18 protein-coding genes and 1 tRNA gene are annotated in these 17,194 nt (G+C 71.7%); 11 read left to right on the top strand and 8 right to left on the bottom strand.

What is annotated here, in order from left to right; translation table 11 throughout:
- Positions 1-215: 215 nt before the first annotated feature.
- The gene (locus tag PHZ_RS03875) at positions 216-1,997 is read left to right on the top strand and encodes an adenylate/guanylate cyclase domain-containing protein (protein ID WP_049758131.1); all 1,782 of its coding nucleotides are present in this window, start codon (positions 216-218) and stop codon (positions 1,995-1,997) included.
- Here PHZ_RS03875 and PHZ_RS22985 read toward each other — a convergent pair.
- From PHZ_RS22985 to PHZ_RS03860, 3 genes are all read right to left on the bottom strand, one after another.
- Entirely contained in the window at positions 1,994-2,392 is a 399-nt protein-coding gene (locus tag PHZ_RS22985; protein WP_041373117.1) for a hypothetical protein, read from the bottom strand. The two genes, PHZ_RS03875 and PHZ_RS22985, sit on opposite strands and share 4 nt — an antisense overlap.
- 80 nt (positions 2,393-2,472) lie before the next feature.
- A complete protein-coding gene (locus PHZ_RS03865; RefSeq protein ID WP_012521273.1) occupies positions 2,473-3,168 on the bottom strand; it encodes a Crp/Fnr family transcriptional regulator in 696 nt (231 codons plus the stop codon).
- A 74-nt stretch (positions 3,169-3,242) separates the two neighbouring features.
- Positions 3,243-3,602, bottom strand: coding sequence for a UrcA family protein (locus tag PHZ_RS03860; protein WP_041373114.1), 360 nt, complete (start codon positions 3,600-3,602; stop codon positions 3,243-3,245).
- Between the two features lie 271 nt (positions 3,603-3,873).
- Between PHZ_RS03860 and PHZ_RS03855 the strand changes: the two genes are divergently transcribed.
- The 8 genes from PHZ_RS03855 to PHZ_RS03825 all read left to right on the top strand — a co-directional run bounded on the left by PHZ_RS03855 (position 3,874) and on the right by PHZ_RS03825 (position 12,854).
- Entirely contained in the window at positions 3,874-6,426 is a 2,553-nt protein-coding gene (locus PHZ_RS03855; RefSeq protein ID WP_012521272.1) for a helicase-related protein, read from the top strand.
- Positions 6,423-6,728 (top strand): RNA-binding S4 domain-containing protein, encoded by a 306-nt coding sequence (locus PHZ_RS03850; protein WP_012521271.1) that lies wholly within the window; start codon positions 6,423-6,425, stop codon positions 6,726-6,728. Before PHZ_RS03855 ends, PHZ_RS03850 begins: the two co-directional genes overlap by 4 nt.
- Before the next feature lie 128 nt (positions 6,729-6,856).
- On the top strand, positions 6,857-7,198 hold the full coding sequence (gene fdxA / locus PHZ_RS03845; protein WP_012521270.1) for a ferredoxin FdxA: 342 nt from the start codon (positions 6,857-6,859) through the stop codon (positions 7,196-7,198).
- A 296-nt stretch (positions 7,199-7,494) separates the two neighbouring features.
- Entirely contained in the window at positions 7,495-8,010 is a 516-nt protein-coding gene (locus PHZ_RS03840; RefSeq protein WP_012521269.1) for a CarD family transcriptional regulator, read from the top strand.
- Positions 8,011-8,126: 116 nt separating this feature from the next.
- Entirely contained in the window at positions 8,127-8,267 is a 141-nt protein-coding gene (locus PHZ_RS22980) for a hypothetical protein (protein ID WP_187149097.1), read from the top strand.
- A gap of 71 nt (positions 8,268-8,338) precedes the next feature.
- Positions 8,339-8,415: transfer RNA gene (locus PHZ_RS03835), tRNA-Arg, on the top strand.
- 318 nt (positions 8,416-8,733) lie between these two features.
- On the top strand, positions 8,734-10,296 hold the full coding sequence (locus tag PHZ_RS03830; protein WP_049758129.1) for a flavin-containing monooxygenase: 1,563 nt from the start codon (positions 8,734-8,736) through the stop codon (positions 10,294-10,296).
- Between the two features lie 302 nt (positions 10,297-10,598).
- Entirely contained in the window at positions 10,599-12,854 is a 2,256-nt protein-coding gene (locus PHZ_RS03825) for a TonB-dependent receptor (RefSeq protein ID WP_012521267.1), read from the top strand.
- A gap of 37 nt (positions 12,855-12,891) precedes the next feature.
- Here the strand turns inward: PHZ_RS03825 and ftrB are convergent, their stop codons facing one another.
- Positions 12,892-13,659, bottom strand: a complete 768-nt coding sequence (gene ftrB, locus PHZ_RS03820) for a transcriptional activator FtrB (protein ID WP_012521266.1) — start codon at positions 13,657-13,659, stop codon at positions 12,892-12,894.
- 344 nt (positions 13,660-14,003) lie between these two features.
- Between ftrB and PHZ_RS03815 the strand changes: the two genes are divergently transcribed.
- Together PHZ_RS03815 and mobA are read left to right on the top strand one after the other, a co-directional pair.
- Positions 14,004-14,552, top strand: coding sequence for a hemerythrin domain-containing protein (locus tag PHZ_RS03815; protein WP_012521265.1), 549 nt, complete (start codon positions 14,004-14,006; stop codon positions 14,550-14,552).
- Between the two features lie 24 nt (positions 14,553-14,576).
- Positions 14,577-15,158, top strand: coding sequence for a molybdenum cofactor guanylyltransferase (mobA, locus tag PHZ_RS03810; protein WP_012521264.1), 582 nt, complete (start codon positions 14,577-14,579; stop codon positions 15,156-15,158).
- Positions 15,159-15,315: 157 nt separating this feature from the next.
- Here the strand turns inward: mobA and PHZ_RS03805 are convergent, their stop codons facing one another.
- The 4 genes from PHZ_RS03805 to PHZ_RS03790 form a co-directional block, all read right to left on the bottom strand.
- Positions 15,316-15,792, bottom strand: coding sequence for a membrane protein (locus PHZ_RS03805; protein WP_012521263.1), 477 nt, complete (start codon positions 15,790-15,792; stop codon positions 15,316-15,318).
- 33 nt (positions 15,793-15,825) lie between these two features.
- Positions 15,826-16,338 carry a 6-pyruvoyl trahydropterin synthase family protein gene (locus tag PHZ_RS03800; protein WP_012521262.1) on the bottom strand — a complete coding sequence of 171 codons (513 nt, stop codon included), beginning with the start codon at positions 16,336-16,338 and terminating at the stop codon, positions 15,826-15,828.
- 13 nt (positions 16,339-16,351) lie between these two features.
- Complete coding sequence (locus PHZ_RS03795) at positions 16,352-16,609, bottom strand: DUF2249 domain-containing protein (protein ID WP_012521261.1); 258 nt, start codon at positions 16,607-16,609, stop codon at positions 16,352-16,354.
- 81 nt (positions 16,610-16,690) lie between these two features.
- The gene (locus PHZ_RS03790; protein ID WP_041373111.1) at positions 16,691-17,047 is read right to left on the bottom strand and encodes a hypothetical protein; all 357 of its coding nucleotides are present in this window, start codon (positions 17,045-17,047) and stop codon (positions 16,691-16,693) included.
- Positions 17,048-17,194 lie beyond the last annotated feature (147 nt).

The raw sequence follows: 17,194 nt of genomic DNA, 5'->3' as shown, positions 1-17,194 counted from the left end.
GCTGGTGAACGACGACATGGGATTCTCCTTTGATGTGGCGCCCCGGGCCGCCCCGTGACCGTTCTGTTGTCCGCCTTCTCGGGGCGGCGGTCTGTGACGCGGGTCACAGGCCCGATAGCCGTTCCGGAAGGCCGGCTCCGGCCCGGCCGGAGACCCGGTCGCAGGTACGGGCCAGTCGTGAGTATGGGCCAGTCGCGGGTATGGGAGCGTGGGCCGTGGAGGCCACCAGCGTGCGTCACGCCTCCAGGAGCCGGAAGGTCGAGCGGCGGCTGATGGCCATCCTGGCGGCCGACGCCGTCGGCTACAGCCGGCTCGTGTCCCTGGACGAGGAAGGCACGCTCGCGCGGTTCGCCGACCGCCTCGCAGGGGTGATGCGGCCCACGATCCAGAGCCACGGCGGGCGGATCATCAAGACCACCGGCGACGGGCTGCTCAGCGTCTTCCCGAGCGTCGTCTCGGCCGTGCAGTGCGCGCTCGCACTGCAGGGCGCCCTGGCCGAAGGCGAGGCGGGGGCGGCCGAGCCGCTGGCCTTCCGCATCGGCCTCCACGCCGCCGACGTGGTGATCGACGGCGAGGATGTGTTCGGCGACGGGGTCAATGTCGCCGCCCGCCTGGAGGCCCTGGCCGAGCCGGGCGGCATCTGCGCCTCGGCGCGGGTGCAGGAGGACGCCCAGGGCCGGCTGCCCGCCCACTTCGTCGACCTCGGGCTCCAGAAGCTGAAGAACATCCCCCGGCCGGTGCGGGCCTACCGCGTGCGGCCGGGCCTGGGCGCCGAGCCGCCGCAGTCCCTGCCGTTGCCCTCCAAGCCGTCGATCGTCGTGCTGCCGTTCGAGAACCGCGGCGGCGACCCGGCGCAGGAATACCTGGCCGACGCCATCACCGAGGACATCATCACCGCCCTCTCCCGCTGGCGCTGGTTCTTCGTGATCGGGCGCAACACGAGCTTCGCCTACAAGGGCCGCACGGTGCAGGCGGCCCAGGTCGGCCACGATCTGGGGGTCCGCTACATCCTGCAGGGCGCGGTCCGGCGCCTGAACGACCGGCTGCGGCTGACCGCCGAACTCGTCGACGCGGCCACCGCCGCCAACCTCTGGACCGAGCGCTTCGACGGCGAGGTGAGCGATGTCCTCGCCCTGCAGGACCGGATGACGGAACAGCTGGTGGGCGCCCTCGAGCCGGCCATGCTGCACACCGAGGGCGCGCGGGCCGGCCGCAAGGACCTGGCCGACTTCGACGCCCTGGACTGCTTCCAGCGCGGCATGTGGCACCTCAACAAGGTGACCGAGGAGGGCTGCCGCACGGCCCTAGACCTGTTCGGCCAGGCGGTCGCCCGCGATCCCGAGCTGGCGCTGGGCCATGTCGGCCTGGCGCGGGCGCGCTACGGGCTGGCGGTGTACGGCTGGTCGCCGGATCCGAAGGCCGAGCTGCAGGCGGCCCGGGCGGCGGCGGCCGAGGCCATCCGGCTGGACCCGCGGGACGCCTACGGCCACTTCGCCGCCTCCGGCGCGGCGCTCTACCTGCACCGGCACCGCGAGGCGCTGGACGAGGCGAAGACCACCATCGCCCTCAACCCCAACTTCGCCCTCGGGCATTTCCGGCTCGGCCAGGTGCTGCTCTACGCCGGTCGGCCGCAGGAGGCGATCGGCCCCCTGGAACGCAGCCTGCGCCACAGCCCGTACGATCCGCAGCTGGGATCGATGCTGTCGGTGCTGGCGCTCGCCCACTTCCACGCCGGCGCCTACGCCGAGGCCGCCCGCCACGCCGAGGAGGCCGCCGAGCGCCTCGCCCCCCGCGCCCGGGCGATCCAGGCGGCGAGCCTCGTCAGGATGGGCTGGCTGGACCAGGCGCGCGCGGTCTTCCCTCCGGCGCTGCAGACCTTCGAGCAGGGGTGGAAGGGCCGCCTGGCGCCCTACGCCCGCGCCGCCGACCGGGAGGACCTGGTCTCGGCCCTACGCCTGGCCGGGGTCGGCGAGGACGTGCTCTCGGCCGTCGGCTAGGGCCGCCGCTCGTTGGGCTTCGGCCGCGGGTCGACCGGATAGCGGCTCCTGAGCAGGACGGTGACGCCGCCGCGGGTCAGCTCGCCGTCGGCCGACTGCCAGACGGTCATCTCGTAGTCGTAGCCCGGCGCCCAGGCGAGGGTCACCGGCGTCGGCGGGTCGGTCGACAGGGCGTGGTGGATCACCCCGCGCAGCGCCTCGCGCAGGCTGCCGGGCGCCTCGTCCAGATGGCTGGTGAAGGCGCGCTGCAGCGGCGAGCCCTCTTCCTTGAGGAAGCCGAGGTCGAGGGGACGGCCGGGGGCGAAGTGGTCGCGCCGCCGGGCGGCGAAGTCCTTGATGCGGTCGGGCGCGAACTCGCGATTGAGCTCGGCGAAGTAGGCCTCGTACATGGGCATGGGCGGGCTCCTGGATGCACTGGTCCATCATGGCGCCGCTTGCCGCCGACCCCGCTTAACATTGGGTGCTCGGGACGCGATCAGGCCGACCACGGACCCGCCGAGAGCGCGCGCAGCCGCGTCTCGCCCAGGATGCGCAGGCCGGCCGGCGTCGTCTCCACCCAGCCGGAGGCGCTCCATTCCCTGAGCTTGCGGTTCACCTTCTCGCGCGAGGCGCCCAGGCGGCGCGCCAGCTCGCCCTGGCTGAGCGGCACGAGGCCCCGGCCGGTCTGTTCGGCCATCAGGAGTCCGGCCAGGCGGCCGCCGAGATCGAGGGTGCTGCGCGCCTCGAGGGCGGCGTTGACGGCGCGGAGCCGGCGGCTGAGCTCGGCCACCAGCGCGAGCAGCGCGCGGGGCTCGGCCTCCAGCGCCTCCAGCAGGGCCTGGCGGGGCACGCGCCACAGATGCGCGCGCCGGCTGGCGACGATGTCCGCCGAGCGCGCGCCCCCGTCCAGCACCGCCATCTCGCCCGCCAGCGCGCCGGGGCCAAGGGCCACGAGCCGCAGCTCGCGGCCGGCGGCCGAAAGGCGCCGGACCTCCAGTTCGCCGTCGAGGATCACATAGACCGCATCGCCGGGATCGCCGGCTTGGCAGAGCAACTCGCCGGGGATGAGATCGACGGGCGCGCCGGTCCGGGCCAGCCGCCGCCGGGCCTCTTCCGGGAGCAGGCCCAACACCTCGCCGCGCGCCAGCGCCGCGGCGATCCGCTCCAGCGGCTCACCCTCTCCAATGGCCATGCCCGCCTCCACGAACGGCAAGGCCCCAGCTCCCGGGCCATCATAGCACGGCCCGGGAGCCGGCGGAGTGGCGATCAGCGGCCGCGGCGGGCCAGCAGGATCTGCGAGCGGCCGCCGTGCAGGGCGGTGACGCGCGGGGAGTCCAGGGTCTTGACGGCCGCCTCGGTCATCCCGGCGGCGCAGGCCCGGTACGCCCGGGTGCGCGCCACGTCACGGACGTCGTACCAGCCGCAGAACCGGTCCGAGGCGCGCACGATGCGGTTCAGGGCCATCTGCGCGCCGATCTCGGACCGCAGGTCCAGGCCGTGCAGGCGCACGACCATGGTGTCCGGCGCGGCGGCGGCGGACGAGGCGATTGCGGCCGTGGCGGGGCCGGCGCCCGACAGGGCGAGGATCGCGAGGGCGGCCGCGGCGGTGGTCTTCAGATGGGGCATCTTCCGTCTCCATGCTGGGGCTCGTCGCAAGGGCGCGACGTATCCGGCATAGGCCCGCGCGCGGCCGGCAGGCTGTGACCCGGGTCACAGCGCCTGGCGCCCCGCAAATGATGGACGCCGCAACCTTCGCCGCGCTCGCGCGTCCATCGTGACGCAGGTATTGGCGTAAGGAGTTCAAGGCGTTGCCCGGTCGTGAGCGCAGGCCTGCACCTCGCAAGACCAGGGCAAGGCGATGCTTGCCCGACTCCCCTCCACAACCCACCTTAGGCCCATGAGCGACCGTCCGTCGGGCGTTGCGCCGCCGCGGCTGGTCGCGGTGCTCGGCCCCACCAACACCGGCAAGACCCACCTGGCGGTCGAGCGGATGCTCGGCCACCAGTCCGGCATGATCGGCCTGCCGCTGCGGCTGCTGGCCCGCGAGGTCTACGACCGGATCGTCAAGCTTAGGGGCGCCCGCGCCGTCGCCCTGATCACCGGCGAGGAGAAGATCGTCCCGCCGCGGCCGCAGTATTTCGTCTGCACCGTCGAGGCGATGCCGCTGTCCGTCGAGGTCGAGTTCCTGGCGGTGGACGAGATCCAGCTCTGCGCCGACCCCGAGCGCGGGCACGTCTTCACCCACCGCCTGCTGCACGCGCGCGGCGCCCGCGAGACCATGCTGCTGGGCGCCGGGACGATGGCCCCGCTGGTCCGCCGCCTGCTGCCGCACGCCGAGATCCAGACCCGCGAGCGGCTCAGCGCGCTGACCTACGCCGGGCCAAAGAAGCTGACCCGCCTGCCACGGCGCAGCGCCGTGGTGGCCTTCAGCGCCGACCAGGTCTACGCCATCGCCGAGCTGATCCGCCGCCAGCGCGGCGGCGCGGCCGTGGTGATGGGATCGCTGTCGCCGCGCACCCGCAACGCCCAGGTCGCCCTCTACCAGTCCGGCGAGGTGGACTTCCTCGTCGCCACCGACGCGATCGGCATGGGCCTGAACATGGACGTCGACCACGTGGCCTTCGCGGGCCTGCGCAAGTTCGACGGGCAGCGCGCGCGCCTCCTGCATCCCCAGGAGATCGGCCAGATCGCCGGCCGCGCCGGCCGCTTTCAGAAGAACGGCACGTTCGGGGTCACCGGCGAGGCCGAGGACATGGACGCCGACCTGATCGAGGCGGTGGAGAACCATCACTTCGAACCGGTCGCCGGGGCGGAATGGCGCAACTCGAAGCTCGACTTCACCAGCCTGCCCGCCCTGATGCGCTCGCTGGCCCAGACGCCCGAGCGCGAGGGCCTGAAGCTCGCCAAGGAGGCGCTGGACGAGACCACCCTGCGCCAGCTCGCCGACGACCCCGACGTCGCCCGCCGCGCCCGCGACCGCCACAACCTCATGCGCCTGTGGGACGTCTGCCAGACGCCGGACTTCCGCAAGGTGGCCTCCGAGGAGCACATGCGGTTGGTGAAGGACTTCTTCTTCCAGCTCACCGCCGGCCGGCGGCGGCTCTCAGAGGACTGGATCGCGCGCCAGTACGCCCACCTCGACCGCACGGACGGCGAGATCGACATGCTGTCGAGCCGTCTCGCGAGCGTCCGCACCCTGGCCTACGTGGCCAACCGGCCGGACTGGCTGGCCGACGCCGGCGCCTGGCAGGCGAAGACCCGCGCCCTCGAGGACCGCCTGTCCGACACCCTGCACGAGAAGCTGATGGCCCGGTTCGTGGACCGGCGGACCAGCGCCCTGATGCGCGGCCTGCGGGTGCGCGAGGAGATGCTGGCCGGCGTGGCGGCCGACGGCTCGGTGACGGTCGAGGGCCATTTCGTCGGCAGGCTCTCCGGCGTGCAGTTCGAGGCCGCGCAGGGCCAGAGCGTGCTCGAAACCAAGGCGCTGCGCGCCGCCGCCCACCACGCGGTCGGGCCCGAGATCGCCAAGCGCCTCGGCCGGCTGGCCGGCGAGCCCGACGAGGCGTTCCGGCTCTCCCCCGACGGGACCGTGCTGTGGCAGGGCGAGGCCGCCGGCGTCGTCACGGGCGGCGCGCCCTTCAGCCCGCGCGTGCGCCTGCTGGGCGAGCTGGGCCACGACGCGGCCCGCCAGCGCGCCCAGCGGCGGCTGGAGGCCTTCGTGGCGGCCGAGGCGGCCCGGCGGCTCTCGCCCCTGCGCAAGCTGGAGGTCGCCGTCGCCGAGGGGAAGATCCGGGGCCTGGCCCGCGGCCTCGCCTACCGGCTGATCGAGGCCGGCGGCGTCCTGGACCGGGCCGAGGTCCGCCAGGACGTGGGAGCCCTGTCCCAGGTGGAGCGGCGCGTCCTGCGCGGCCTGGGCGTGCGGATCGGGGCGTTCTCCCTCTACATGCCTGGCCTGCTGCAGCCCGAGGCCCGGGCGCTGGCCCAGGCGATCGCCTCGCGCGAGACGCCCGGCTGGACCCCGGCGAGCGACGCCGTCAGCCGGCTGCCGCAGGACCAGGTCTCTCCGCGCGCGCTCTCCGCCTACGGGCTGAGGGCGGTGCGCGGCCTGGCGGTGCCCGTCGCGCAGCTTGAGCGCCTGGACGAGCTGATGCGCGAGGCGGGCCAGGCGGCCGGCGCCTCCGTGCTGACCGAGGCCGCCCGCGAGGCCCTCGGCTGGAGCAAGGCCGAGGCCGACGCCATCCTGCGGGGCCTGGGCTTCGCCCCCGCGCGCAAGCCCAGGGCGGGCGAGCCCACCGCCTGGCGTCGCCGCAGCGCGGCCAAGGCCGAGAAGGCGGCGGCCGCGCCCGTCCATTCGCCGTTCGCGGCGCTGGCCGCGTTGAAGGACCAGCCGCCACCGGCCCGCCGCAGCCGCCGGTCGCGGCGCCGCAAGCCCAAGGCCGCGGCCCTATGAGCGACGAGACCGCCTGCCGCGCCGACGTCTGGCTCTGGCGCGCCCGCTTCTTCAAGACCCGCTCGCTGGCGGCGAAGTTCGTGGACGAGGGTCGCGTCCGCCTCACCCGTCTTGGTCATGAGACCCGGCTCGACAAGCCCGCGCGCCCGGTGAAGGTGGGCGACCAGCTGGTGTTCGCCCTGGGCGGGCGGCTGATCGCGGTCACGGTGGAGGCCATGGGAGAGCGCCGGGGCCCGCCAGCCGAAGCGCGCACGCTCTACTCGACCCTGGCGGCCGACCCGGACACGCTGCCCCAGGCCTGACCGAGGGGCCTGACCGAGGGGCCTGATCCGGCTTCCAGAAATCCTGGCGCCCCGCCGCATTGACATCGTGCTGCGGCGCCGCGAAAACCCGCGCGCCCGTGGGGGACAGCCCGGAGTACCGCGACGCCATGACCTACATCGTGATGGATCCCTGCATCAAATGTAAGTTCATGGACTGCGTGGAGGTGTGCCCCGTCGACTGCTTCTACGAGGGCGAGAACTTCCTGGTCATCAACCCGGACGAATGCATCGACTGCGGGGTCTGCGAACCCGAGTGCCCGGTCGACGCCATCAAGCCCGACACCGAGGACGATCCCGACGGCAAGTGGCTGAAGGTGAACTCCGAATACTCGCGCGTCTGGCCGAACATCACGGTCAAGGGCACGCCGCCCGCCGACGCCGAGCAATTCGAGCGCGAGAGCGGCAAGTTCGAGAAGTACTTCTCCGAGAAGCCTGGCCGCGGCTCCTGACCGCTACGGCGCGGGTTCCTGGGCCCGCCGGCGCAAGCCTTTCATTCCGCTGAATTTTGTGATACTGTCACAGCTGACGTGGCGGTGCGCCTTGCACCCTGCCTGTCTCAACACGGAACAGCTCTTCGCCGGTCAGGACCCGCGAAAGGGCGAAGGGTGTCTTAAGAGGTCTACTTCCGCTCCAGAGTGACGAAGCCGCCGCGGCCCTTTCGCGGACAGGGTGGTTTTTCGCTCGGCGGTCGCCTGCGTCGGTGATCCGGCTTCACGCCCCGGACAGTTTTTGAGAGGATTTCTCGATGAGCAAGAACGGTCACGATTTCTCGGTTGGCGATCACGTCGTCTACCCGGCCCACGGCGTGGGCCAGGTGCAGGGGATCGAAACCCAGGAAGTCGCCGGTCTGAAGCTTGAGGTCTACGTCATCACCTTCGACCACGAGAAGATGACGCTGCGCGTGCCGACCGCCAAGGCGAAGACCGCGGGCCTGCGCCCGCTGGCCGACACGGGCCTGGTGTCCAAGGCCCTCACCACCCTGAAGGGCCGCGCCCGGGTGAAGCGCACCATGTGGTCGCGCCGCGCCCAGGAGTACGAGGCCAAGATCAACTCGGGCGACCTGATCTCGATCGCCGAAGTGGTGCGCGACCTGCACCGCGCCGAGAACCAGCCCGAGCAGTCCTACTCCGAGCGCCAGCTCTACGAGAGCGCCCTCGACCGGATGGCCCGGGAAGTCGCCGCCATCGAGCGGATCGACCGCGAAGCCGCCATCGCCATGCTGAACAAGTCGCTGGTGAAGGCCACCGCCGCCGCGGCCTGAGCCGAGCCTGGCGAACCGACCCGAGACGCCCGGCCCCAGCGCCGGGCGTTTTCGTCTGTACGGAACGTCGCGGCGCGGCGGCGGTTTTCCTGGCGGGACGTCAGGGAGGACCCGCCATGGCCAAGGTCGACGGACGCCGCGAGGACGAAACGGCCGAACCCCGCAGCCAGACCCGCGGGATCGAGAAGACCACCCTCATCGTCGTGATCGTGCTCGCGCTGATCGGCGTCGCGGGCCTGCTGATCCTCGCCGCCTGACGCTCCCGCGGCCTGGCCGCCCGACGCTCTAGGCGCCCCGCCCCGCATGGCTTAAGACCCGCCCCGCGTGCGGCCCGGTAGCTCAGCCGGATAGAGCAGGGCTTTCCTAAAGCCAAGGTCGGGGGTTCGAGTCCCTCCCGGGCCGCCACGCGGATTGTCTGGCGCAGGCCGAACAGCAAGTGCATGCATTAACACTGCGCCGGCGCCGTCCAGGGGCTAGAATCGCTGCGACGCCTCCGGCGTTCGGCTTCGAAGGCAGCCATATTGCATCCAATATTTGCGGACGGGCCGGCTTTGAGCTAGCACGGGGACGGCCGCCCGCACGGCGGCGCGAAGAAGCGGCGGCAGGCGGCGCGCGGGCGCCGCGGTGAACGGGAGGGGCGGATGGCAGGTGTCCTCGCCGGGCGGGAGACGGGCTGCGGACGGGCGGAAGCCCGCGACGGCCGCCAGCAGGCGGCGGTCGCCCATGTCTGAGGTGCGCGAGCGGGCGACCGAAGCGGCGGCGGGACGCGGCGATCCGGCGCCCGCACGGGCCGATCCGCAACTGGACTGCGAGGTCCTGATCGTCGGCGCCGGGCTCTCGGGCCTGGCCACCGCGGTCTATCTGCAGAAGAGCGGGATCGACGACGTCCTCCTCCTGGAGCGCTCGCACACCCTGGGCGGCACCTGGCGGGACAACACCTATCCCGGCTGCACGGTGGATCTGCCCACCATCTACTACTCGTTCTCCTTCGCGCCGCTGTTCGACTGGTCGACCTTCTACGCGCCGCAGTCGGAGCTGTTCTCCTACTGCCGGATGATCGCGGACAAGCACGGGCTGACCGGGAAGATCCGCTGCGACAGCCTGGTCAGCGCCTGCCGCTATGACGCCGCCGCCAACGTGTGGATCACCGAGCTCGCGGACGGCCGGCGGTTCGTTTCCCGCTACCTGACGGTCGCCACGGGGCTCTTCTCGACGCCGAACCTGCCGGATATCGAAGGCGTCGAGCGCTTTCGCGGCAAGGTCTTCCACTCCACGGCCTGGGATCACAGCTACGACTTGCGGAGCAAGACCGCGGCGGTGATCGGCAACGGCGCCACGGGCGTGCAGATCATCCCGGAGGTGGCCGAGGTGGTCGACCGGCTCGACGTCTACCAGCGCACGCCCACCTGGGTGCTGCCCAAGCCGGACAAGCCGCTCAGCCCGCGCATGAAGTGGGCGCTGAAGCACGTGCCGGGCTTCGCCTACCTGCTGCGGCAGCTCGCCTTCCTTGTCATCGACATCCCGCTGTACGGCATCCTGATCGACCATCCGCGCTTCCGCTGGCTGGCCAAGCGCCTGGAGAGGGTGTGCGTGGAGCACATCCGCCGCGAGCTTCCCGATCCGGAGCTGCAGGCGAAGATGATCCCCACCTTCGACTTCGGCTGCCGCCGCCCCACCTGGAGCAACAAGTACTACAAGGCCTTCCGGCGGCCGAACGTGCGCCTCGTCACCGACCGCATCGCGCGGGTGACGGAGGACTCGATCGTCACGGCCGACGGCGAGGAGCGGAAGATCGACGCGATCATCCTCGCGACCGGCTTCCGGCGCGGCGAGCGGCACACCCAGCCGACGATCCCCATCTTCGGAAAGGGCGGCCAGGAGCTCGAGGATTTCTGGGACGCGCAGGGCCGGCAGGCCTTCAAGGGCGTCTCGATCACCGGCTTCCCCAACCTCTTCCTCACGTTCGGCCCCTACAGCGTGAACAGCCTGTCCTTCATCCGGATGATGGAGGCCTCGGCCTTCCACATCGCCCGGGTGATGCGGGCCGCCCGCGCCCGCAGGGCCAACTATGTGGAGGTGACGCCCGAGGCGCAGGCTCGCGACCAGGAGCTGATGACCCGCCTCAGCACGCGGAACATCTTCCTGCACGGGCAGTGCGCGGGCGCCCTGCCCGCCGACACGCTCAAGGCGCCGCGCGGCGGCCTGCGCCCGCGCAACAGCCTCGCCTCGTGGCTGGAGCAGCAGACCTTCCGCCTGTCGAGCTACGCCTTCGCCCGCAAGGGCTGAGGACTCGAATCTCTTGGGTGAGATCGCCGGATCTCAGCCAGACATGCATGCAATCGACTGACCGACACGTGAGCGCGGGCGGGTCTTTGGCGCGCCGCGATTAGCCGTCTGAAGCGCTGTTTTTACAGTGTTTTGACCGCCAGCCTGGCCGCGCGCCGCCGTCACGAGGCTCAGAGAGACGATTGCCATGTGAATGCAATTCTGCAATTGTCTCGCAATGCGGAGATGCGACCGCCTCGGGGGAGGCTCGGATCGAGGCTCAACGGCGACACCGCAGATGTCGCGAACACCAGGGGGAAATGATGACCAGCCGTCGCTGCGACTCCATTACCGGATCGCGCCTGATCGCCACCGTGCTGCTGGCCACCGCCGGCGCAACCTCGGTCGCCGCCGCGGCGGAGCAGCCCGCCGCGCTCGAGGAGGTGATCGTCACCGCCCAGAAGCGCGAGCAGAGCCTGCAGGACGTGCCGGTCTCGATCAGCGTGATCTCGGGCCAGCGCATCCAGGACATGCAGATCACCGACCTGCGGTCGCTGCAGGGCTACATCCCGAACCTCGCCATCCTGAACAGCGGCGTGAATCCGATCGTCTACATCCGCGGGTTCGGCTCGGGGCCCAACAACGTGGCGTTCGACCAGGAGGTCAGCGTCTATCTGGACGGCATCTACGGCGGCCGCAGCGCCCAGTTCACCGCGCCCTTCTTCGACCTGGAGCGGATGGAGGTGCTCCGCGGGCCGCAGGGGGCGCTGTTCGGCAAGAACACCGCCGCCGGCGCGATCAGCCTGGTCTCGGCCGGCCCCACCAACGAGCTGCAGGGCTCGGCGACCGCGGCCTACAACTTCGACCGTGACGGCTGGGAAGGCTCGGCCTTCGTGTCGGGCCCGATCAGCGACACCCTCGGCGCGCGCCTGGCCGTCAAGGTCGTCGACCAGGACGGCTTCCTGAAGAACCTGGCCACGGGCCGGGACGACCCGCAGCTGCAGCAGACCCTCGCCCGGCTGACGGTCGCCTGGCGGCCGAACGCGGATTTCGACCTGACGGCCAAGGCCGAGTACGGCAAGCACGACCTGGACGGCGGCGTCACCCACTCCGGCTCGCTGACCGGCCCGACGCGCTTCACCGACACCCACTACGTCTCGGACCCCTACGGGCCGGCGCCGCTGTCGGACGGCAGCGGCATCACCAGCTGGAACCTGGCGGCGACCGCCAACTACCGGCTGGGCGAGCACACCCTGACCTCGGTGACCGGCTATTCCGCCTTCCGGACGAACCGGCTGACCGCCTTCGACGAGTTCAACCCGGACCGCACGGTGCAGCCCAACGGCGGCAACGCGCTGTTCGCCAACGGCTTCCCCGAGGACTTCGAGCAGTATTCCCAGGAGCTGCGGATCGCCTCGCCGACCGGCCGGCGGCTCGAGTACATCCTGGGCCTCTACTACGACTATTCCGACTACCACCTGATCAACACGACCTACTACGAGCGGGTCGCGGGGACGATCACGGGCTCGCACCGGAACGACTTCTACCAGATCGGCCGCACCTATTCGGCGTTCGGCCAGGCGACCTTCCACGCCACCGACGCGCTGCGGGTCGTGGGCAGCCTGCGCTGGTCGCAGACCAACAAGAAGGGCGACTTCAAGAGCCGGCTGGTGAGCGGGTCGCGGCTGAACGCCCAGGGCGCCGCCTACGGCAAGCTGGAGGAGGACTACACCGACCCGTCGGTCACCGTGCAGTTCGACGCGGCCGAGCGGGTTATGCTGTACGCCACCCTGGCGCGGGGGTCCAAGTCGGGCGGCTTCGTCAGCAACACCTCGACGACGACGGACGCCTCGTTCCAGTTCCGGCCCGAGCGGTCGACGAACTACGAGGCCGGGGTGAAGTCCACCTGGCTGGACGGGCGGCTGACGGTCAACGCCGCGATCTTCCACATGAAGTTCGAGGACCTGCAGCAGTCCACCTACGATCCCGACGTGCGGACCTTCTTCACCCGCAACGCCGCCAAGGCGAGCTCGGAAGGGGTGGAACTCGACGTGCAGTGGCTGCCCGTCGATAACCTGCAGGTCTCGCTGGGCCTGGCCTATCTCGACGCCAAGTTCGACGACTATCCGGGCGCGCCCTGCCTGGCGTTCGAGACGGTCGCGCAGTGCAATTCCGCCGACCCCGCCAGCCTGGCGAACCACAACATCGCCGGCCAGCCGCTGCTCTTCGCGCCGAAGTGGAGCGGCAATGCGGGCGTGCGCCACACCCTCGACCTGGGCGGCGACCTGCGGGTCACCAGCAGCCTGACGGCGCTGTTCCGCAGCAAGTACTTCATCGCCGACGGCTACTCGCCCATCTGGGGCGTGCAGGACGGCTGGACCAAGTGGGACGCGCGGATCCAGGTGGGGCCGGTCGACGGCCGCTGGAACGTGGCCCTCGTGGGCCGCAACCTCACCGACGAGAAGACCGTGGGCCAGGCGATCCGCCTGCCGGCGCCGATCACCACGACCAGCCGCTCGATCAACTGGATGGACGAGTACCGCTCCATCGCGATCGAGGGCACGTTCAGGTTCTTCTGATCGACGACCCGCTCAAGGACCCCGGCGCGATCGCCTCTTAGGCGGCGCGTTCGGGGGCCGGCCAGCGCTCGCGCTGCGCCTTGCCGGTAGGGCCGGGCGTGACGGGCTGGTGGTTGTCGATCAGGGGGTTGGGCTTGGCCAGACGCTCCAGCACCACGGGGCGGCCGATGGTGACCTGGGCCCCCTGCACCTCCACCCCGTAGTCGCCGAGGGCGGCGAAGGCGCGCGACAGGTTCTCGGGCGTCATGCCCAGGAGCGAGGCCAGCACCCGCTTCTCGTGCGGCAGGGTGAAGGTCGGCTCCCCGCCCTGGCGCAGGCGCTGGGTGATCAGGTAGTTGGCGAGCCGCTCCAGCCCGCCCCGCAGCTTCTGGTTCTTCAGCGCGCGCACGAGGCCGCGGTAGCAGCCGGACAGTTCCTGGGCGACGGCGAGGCCGAACACCGGATCCTCCCGCATCCCGCGCCGCAAGGCCTCGCCCGACAGCATGAGGATGTCGGACCGCTCCAGCGTCCGCGCGCTCATCAGCGCATCGGCGTCCAGCACCACCGCCGCCAGGATGAAGGTGGAGACCGGCCGGAGCACGGCCAGGGTGGTCTCCTTGTCGTTCCATGTGCCCTCCAGCTCGACGAGGCCGTCGAGGAGCACATAGAGGAAGTCCACCTGGTCGCCCTCGAGCAGCAGGGTGGTGCCCGCGGGAAAGCGCTGGAGGAAGGCCCCGGCGGTCAGGCGGCGGAAACTGTCCTGGGAGCAGCCGGCGAACAACGGCAGCGCCCGCACACGTTCCAGGTCCGCCTCGCGAATCGGCATCCCGCACTCCCGGCTGTCGGTCGCTGCGCTTCTGCCCGAGGGCCGCGGAGCTTGCCTTGACTTGCGTCAATCTCCGCGGGCCGCGGATCTTCCGCCTGACGTCGATCAACCGCTGAAATGACGATCGGCAAGGCCCAAATAGAGCGATGTGAAACGCCGCCGAAAACCCGCGCCGGCGCGCCCGAATTCTGGCCTGCAGGCGGGATCGATTGACCTGCGTCAAGCAGGCATTTCCCCATTCATCTCAAGAATGGCTCGCTGGAGCGCCCGTGAACGCGCTCAGATCGCCGCCGATCCGGATCGCGCCGAGCCACGGATCGGCCTAGACTGCAGGGACCGACGCCATGGCGACCATGCTCCACCAAGCCCTCGACTGGGAGATCGACGCCCCCGACGAAACCCTCCGGGCCGATCCGCTCGAGTGGTTCGCCGCCGAGCACGCCCGGCACCGGCAGGTCTGCCGCCTGATCGCCGAGCTGGCCGAGGATCCGGGCTTCCACGGGGAGACCATGTCGCGGCTGGCGGCCTTCATCCGCACGGACCTCGCCCGTCATGTGGCCGAGGAGGAAGAGGAGCTGTTCCCCCTGCTGCGGTTCCGCGCCCTGCCCGAGGATGAGTTCGAGACGGCGCTCGGCCAGCTGACCGCCGAGCACCGCAGCGAGGCCGACCTGGCCCGGCGGGTGCAGGACATCCTCGCCGAGCGGCTCGCTGCGGGCCAGTCTCCCGCCAAGGACCCCGAGGCGCAGGGCGTTCTGCGGGCCTTCGCCGCCCAGGAGCTGCAGCACCTGGCGCTGGAGAACGCCGTGGTCCTGCCGATCGCCCGGCTGCGCCTGACGCCCGACGACCTGGCCGCCCTCGGCCGGCGGCTCGTCGCCCGGAGCTCCTGTCCGTGAGTCCGACCGGATGAGCCCTCTCGGATGAGCTTGGCCGTCGTCATCCTGGCCGGCGGCGAGGGCCGGCGCATGGGCGGCGGCAAGCCGCTGCGACGCTTCGGGACGAGCACCCTCGTCGCCCACGCCGCCGGCCTGGCGAGGCGCTGGTCGCCGGACGTCGCGGTCGCCGTGCGCGACCCCGCCCAGGTGGCCGGTGCGGTGGACCTTCCGCTACTGGTGGACGAGCCCGCGATCGGCGGTCCGGCGGCGGGTCTGGCCTCGGCCTTCGCCTATGCACGGGAACGCGGCGCCGAGCGGCTGCTGACCCTGCCCTGCGACATGCCCCGGCTGCCGGGCGACCTTCTCCGGCGCCTGGCCGAGGCGCTGACGCCGGATGCGAACGTGGCGGTCGCGGCCAGCGGGGGGCGGCTGCACCCCGTCTGCGCCTTGTGGCGAACCGAGGCAGGCGAGCGCTTGCCGGCCTATCTGGCCTCGGGCCGCGCCTCGTTGCGCGGCTTCGCCGCCGAGGTGGGACACGTGGAGGCGGCCTGGCCGGACGGCCTCGACGACCCCTTCGCCAACGCCAACACGCCCGACGACCTGGCCGCCCTGCAGCCTCGCGGCTGATGCGTCCTGTCGGTCCTGGGATGGGTTGCTCCGCCCGTGACCGGGGAGATCACGCCGGGGACGGCGGTCGGGCGGAGCGCTCGCAACATGGCCGGAACAGGAGCCGGAGCGAATGTCGGGCGGGGCGCGGCCGCTTGACGGTCGTCAATCGGCGGCCCTAGCCGAACACCCAGCCGTGGGCGCCCAGCATCGCCCCCGCCACGGTCGTCAGGCTGACGGCCAGCAGGACCACGTGCGCACGATGCAGCCAGGCCAGGACCCGGTCGGGGTCGCGGACCGCCCAGGCGGCCAGCCGGCGGCGCAGCACCAGCGGCTCGCCCACGAACAGGACCAGGAAGAACAGCAGCCAGACGAGCGCCATGGCCGGCATCCACCAGTCCGACGGCGACAGGAACCGGTCCCACGCGTCCAGCCGCGCCGTCATGTGCAGGCCGCTGGCGCCGACGACGAGGACCGCCGCCCGCGCCTGCCAAACGAACCGGTGCTCGACCGCCTCGAACGCAGCCAGCCGGTCCGCGCCCAGCCGGCCGCGGCGGATCGCCGGGAACAGCACCGTCGTGACCATGGAGACGCCGCCGATCCAGACGACCACCCCCAGCACATGCAGGGCCCGCGCCAGCGTCAGGTCATCCATCGCCTTGCTCCCTCTCCGGGGCCGGCGACCGGCTCAGGCCACGGCCGCCGCGAGCGCCGTCAGCGCCTCGGCCGAGACCTCCCGCAGCACGCCCTCCGGGTTGCGGTAGATGGCGCTGTTGGCGCCGTGCTCGAAGCATTCGACCTCGGCGATCCAGCAGCGTCCCTGGGTCGCCGCCGCCACCATCGGCTGCGCCGCCTCGAAGACGAACCGCGCCAGGGCCTCGCAACTGGTCCCCGGCACGACCTGGACCCGGGCCAGGCCCAGGTCCGCCAGCCGCGCGAGCTCGGGACGGCCGGGATCGTCCTCGGCCACGAGCAGCGCGTGGTCGAAGGTCCCGTGCAGCCATTCGCGGATCTTCCCGAAACCGCCGGAGCCGAAATCCACCACCCATCCGCGGCGGTCGAGTTGCTCGGCGGCGAAGGTGAACCGGAAGCCCAGCGAGTAGCCGTGCAGGAGGGCGCAGTGGCTGTCCGCGGCCCACTGGCGCAGCGCGCAGGTGAGCCCGCGCTCCGCGCCGTAGGTCTTGGTCGATATCCAGCTCACGGGGCGGCGGGCGCTACGCCGTCCGCTTGAAGTCGATGACCACGCCCTCGTCCGCGCGCAGGCGGTATTCCACGGACAGGGTCTCGCCGAAGCGGGTCTCGAGCTGCCGCAGCAGCGGCAGGGGATCGTGGTCGTTCACGAACCGCATGGTCTCGCCGGGCGCCAGCGCATCGAGCGCGCCGAAGATGGCGGCGTGGCGGAAGCGCTTGGCGACGCCGCGGGCGTCGAACGGGTAGACGGCCGCCTCGGCGGCGGGGATCTCGTGGCTCATCGTAGGCTCCTTTTTCACCGCACTCTCGTGCGCCCTGAAGCCCCCGACGTTGCGCTACGACAACTCCCGCCGCCGCTGCGCTCAGCGGGCGGAGAGAACGAGGACCTGGGCGTCGGCGTAGGCGGCCGCGCCCTCGCGCATCGCGTCGTAGCGGACCATCGCCTTGACGGCCGAACGGTGGCTGCACCAGCGATTGTCGCCGACGTCCAGCTCGCGGTTCAGGACGGCGTTGCGGCACACGTAGCGGGCGGCGCTGCGCACCTCCTGCCGCACGGCCGCGCGGTCCTTGCCCGCGATGGAGAGCCGGACTTCGGTGGGCGCGGAGGGCCCGACGGCGACCTCGCCCACGGTGGGGATGTCGGGAGAGGCGACCGCCGGGAGGGCGATCACGACAGCGGCGGCGGCGGCGAAGCTCGCCAGGGATGTCTTCAGAAGCATCGGCTCCTCCTTTGGCACGGATGAAGGCTACGCCCCGCCGGCCCCGCCGCATTTGCCGGCCGTCAAGCCGCGCCTTGACCCGCGCTTGGCCGCCGCCCCGCCTACGCTTGATGTCGCTCAATCGGCCCGCGCGCGTGCTGGGGCAGT

It is taken from the genome of Phenylobacterium zucineum HLK1 (assembly GCF_000017265.1).
Taxonomy (GTDB): domain Bacteria; phylum Pseudomonadota; class Alphaproteobacteria; order Caulobacterales; family Caulobacteraceae; genus Phenylobacterium; species Phenylobacterium zucineum.
The sequence above is the reverse complement of the archived record's forward strand: the minus strand, read 5'-3'. Positions and strand labels throughout refer to the sequence as shown.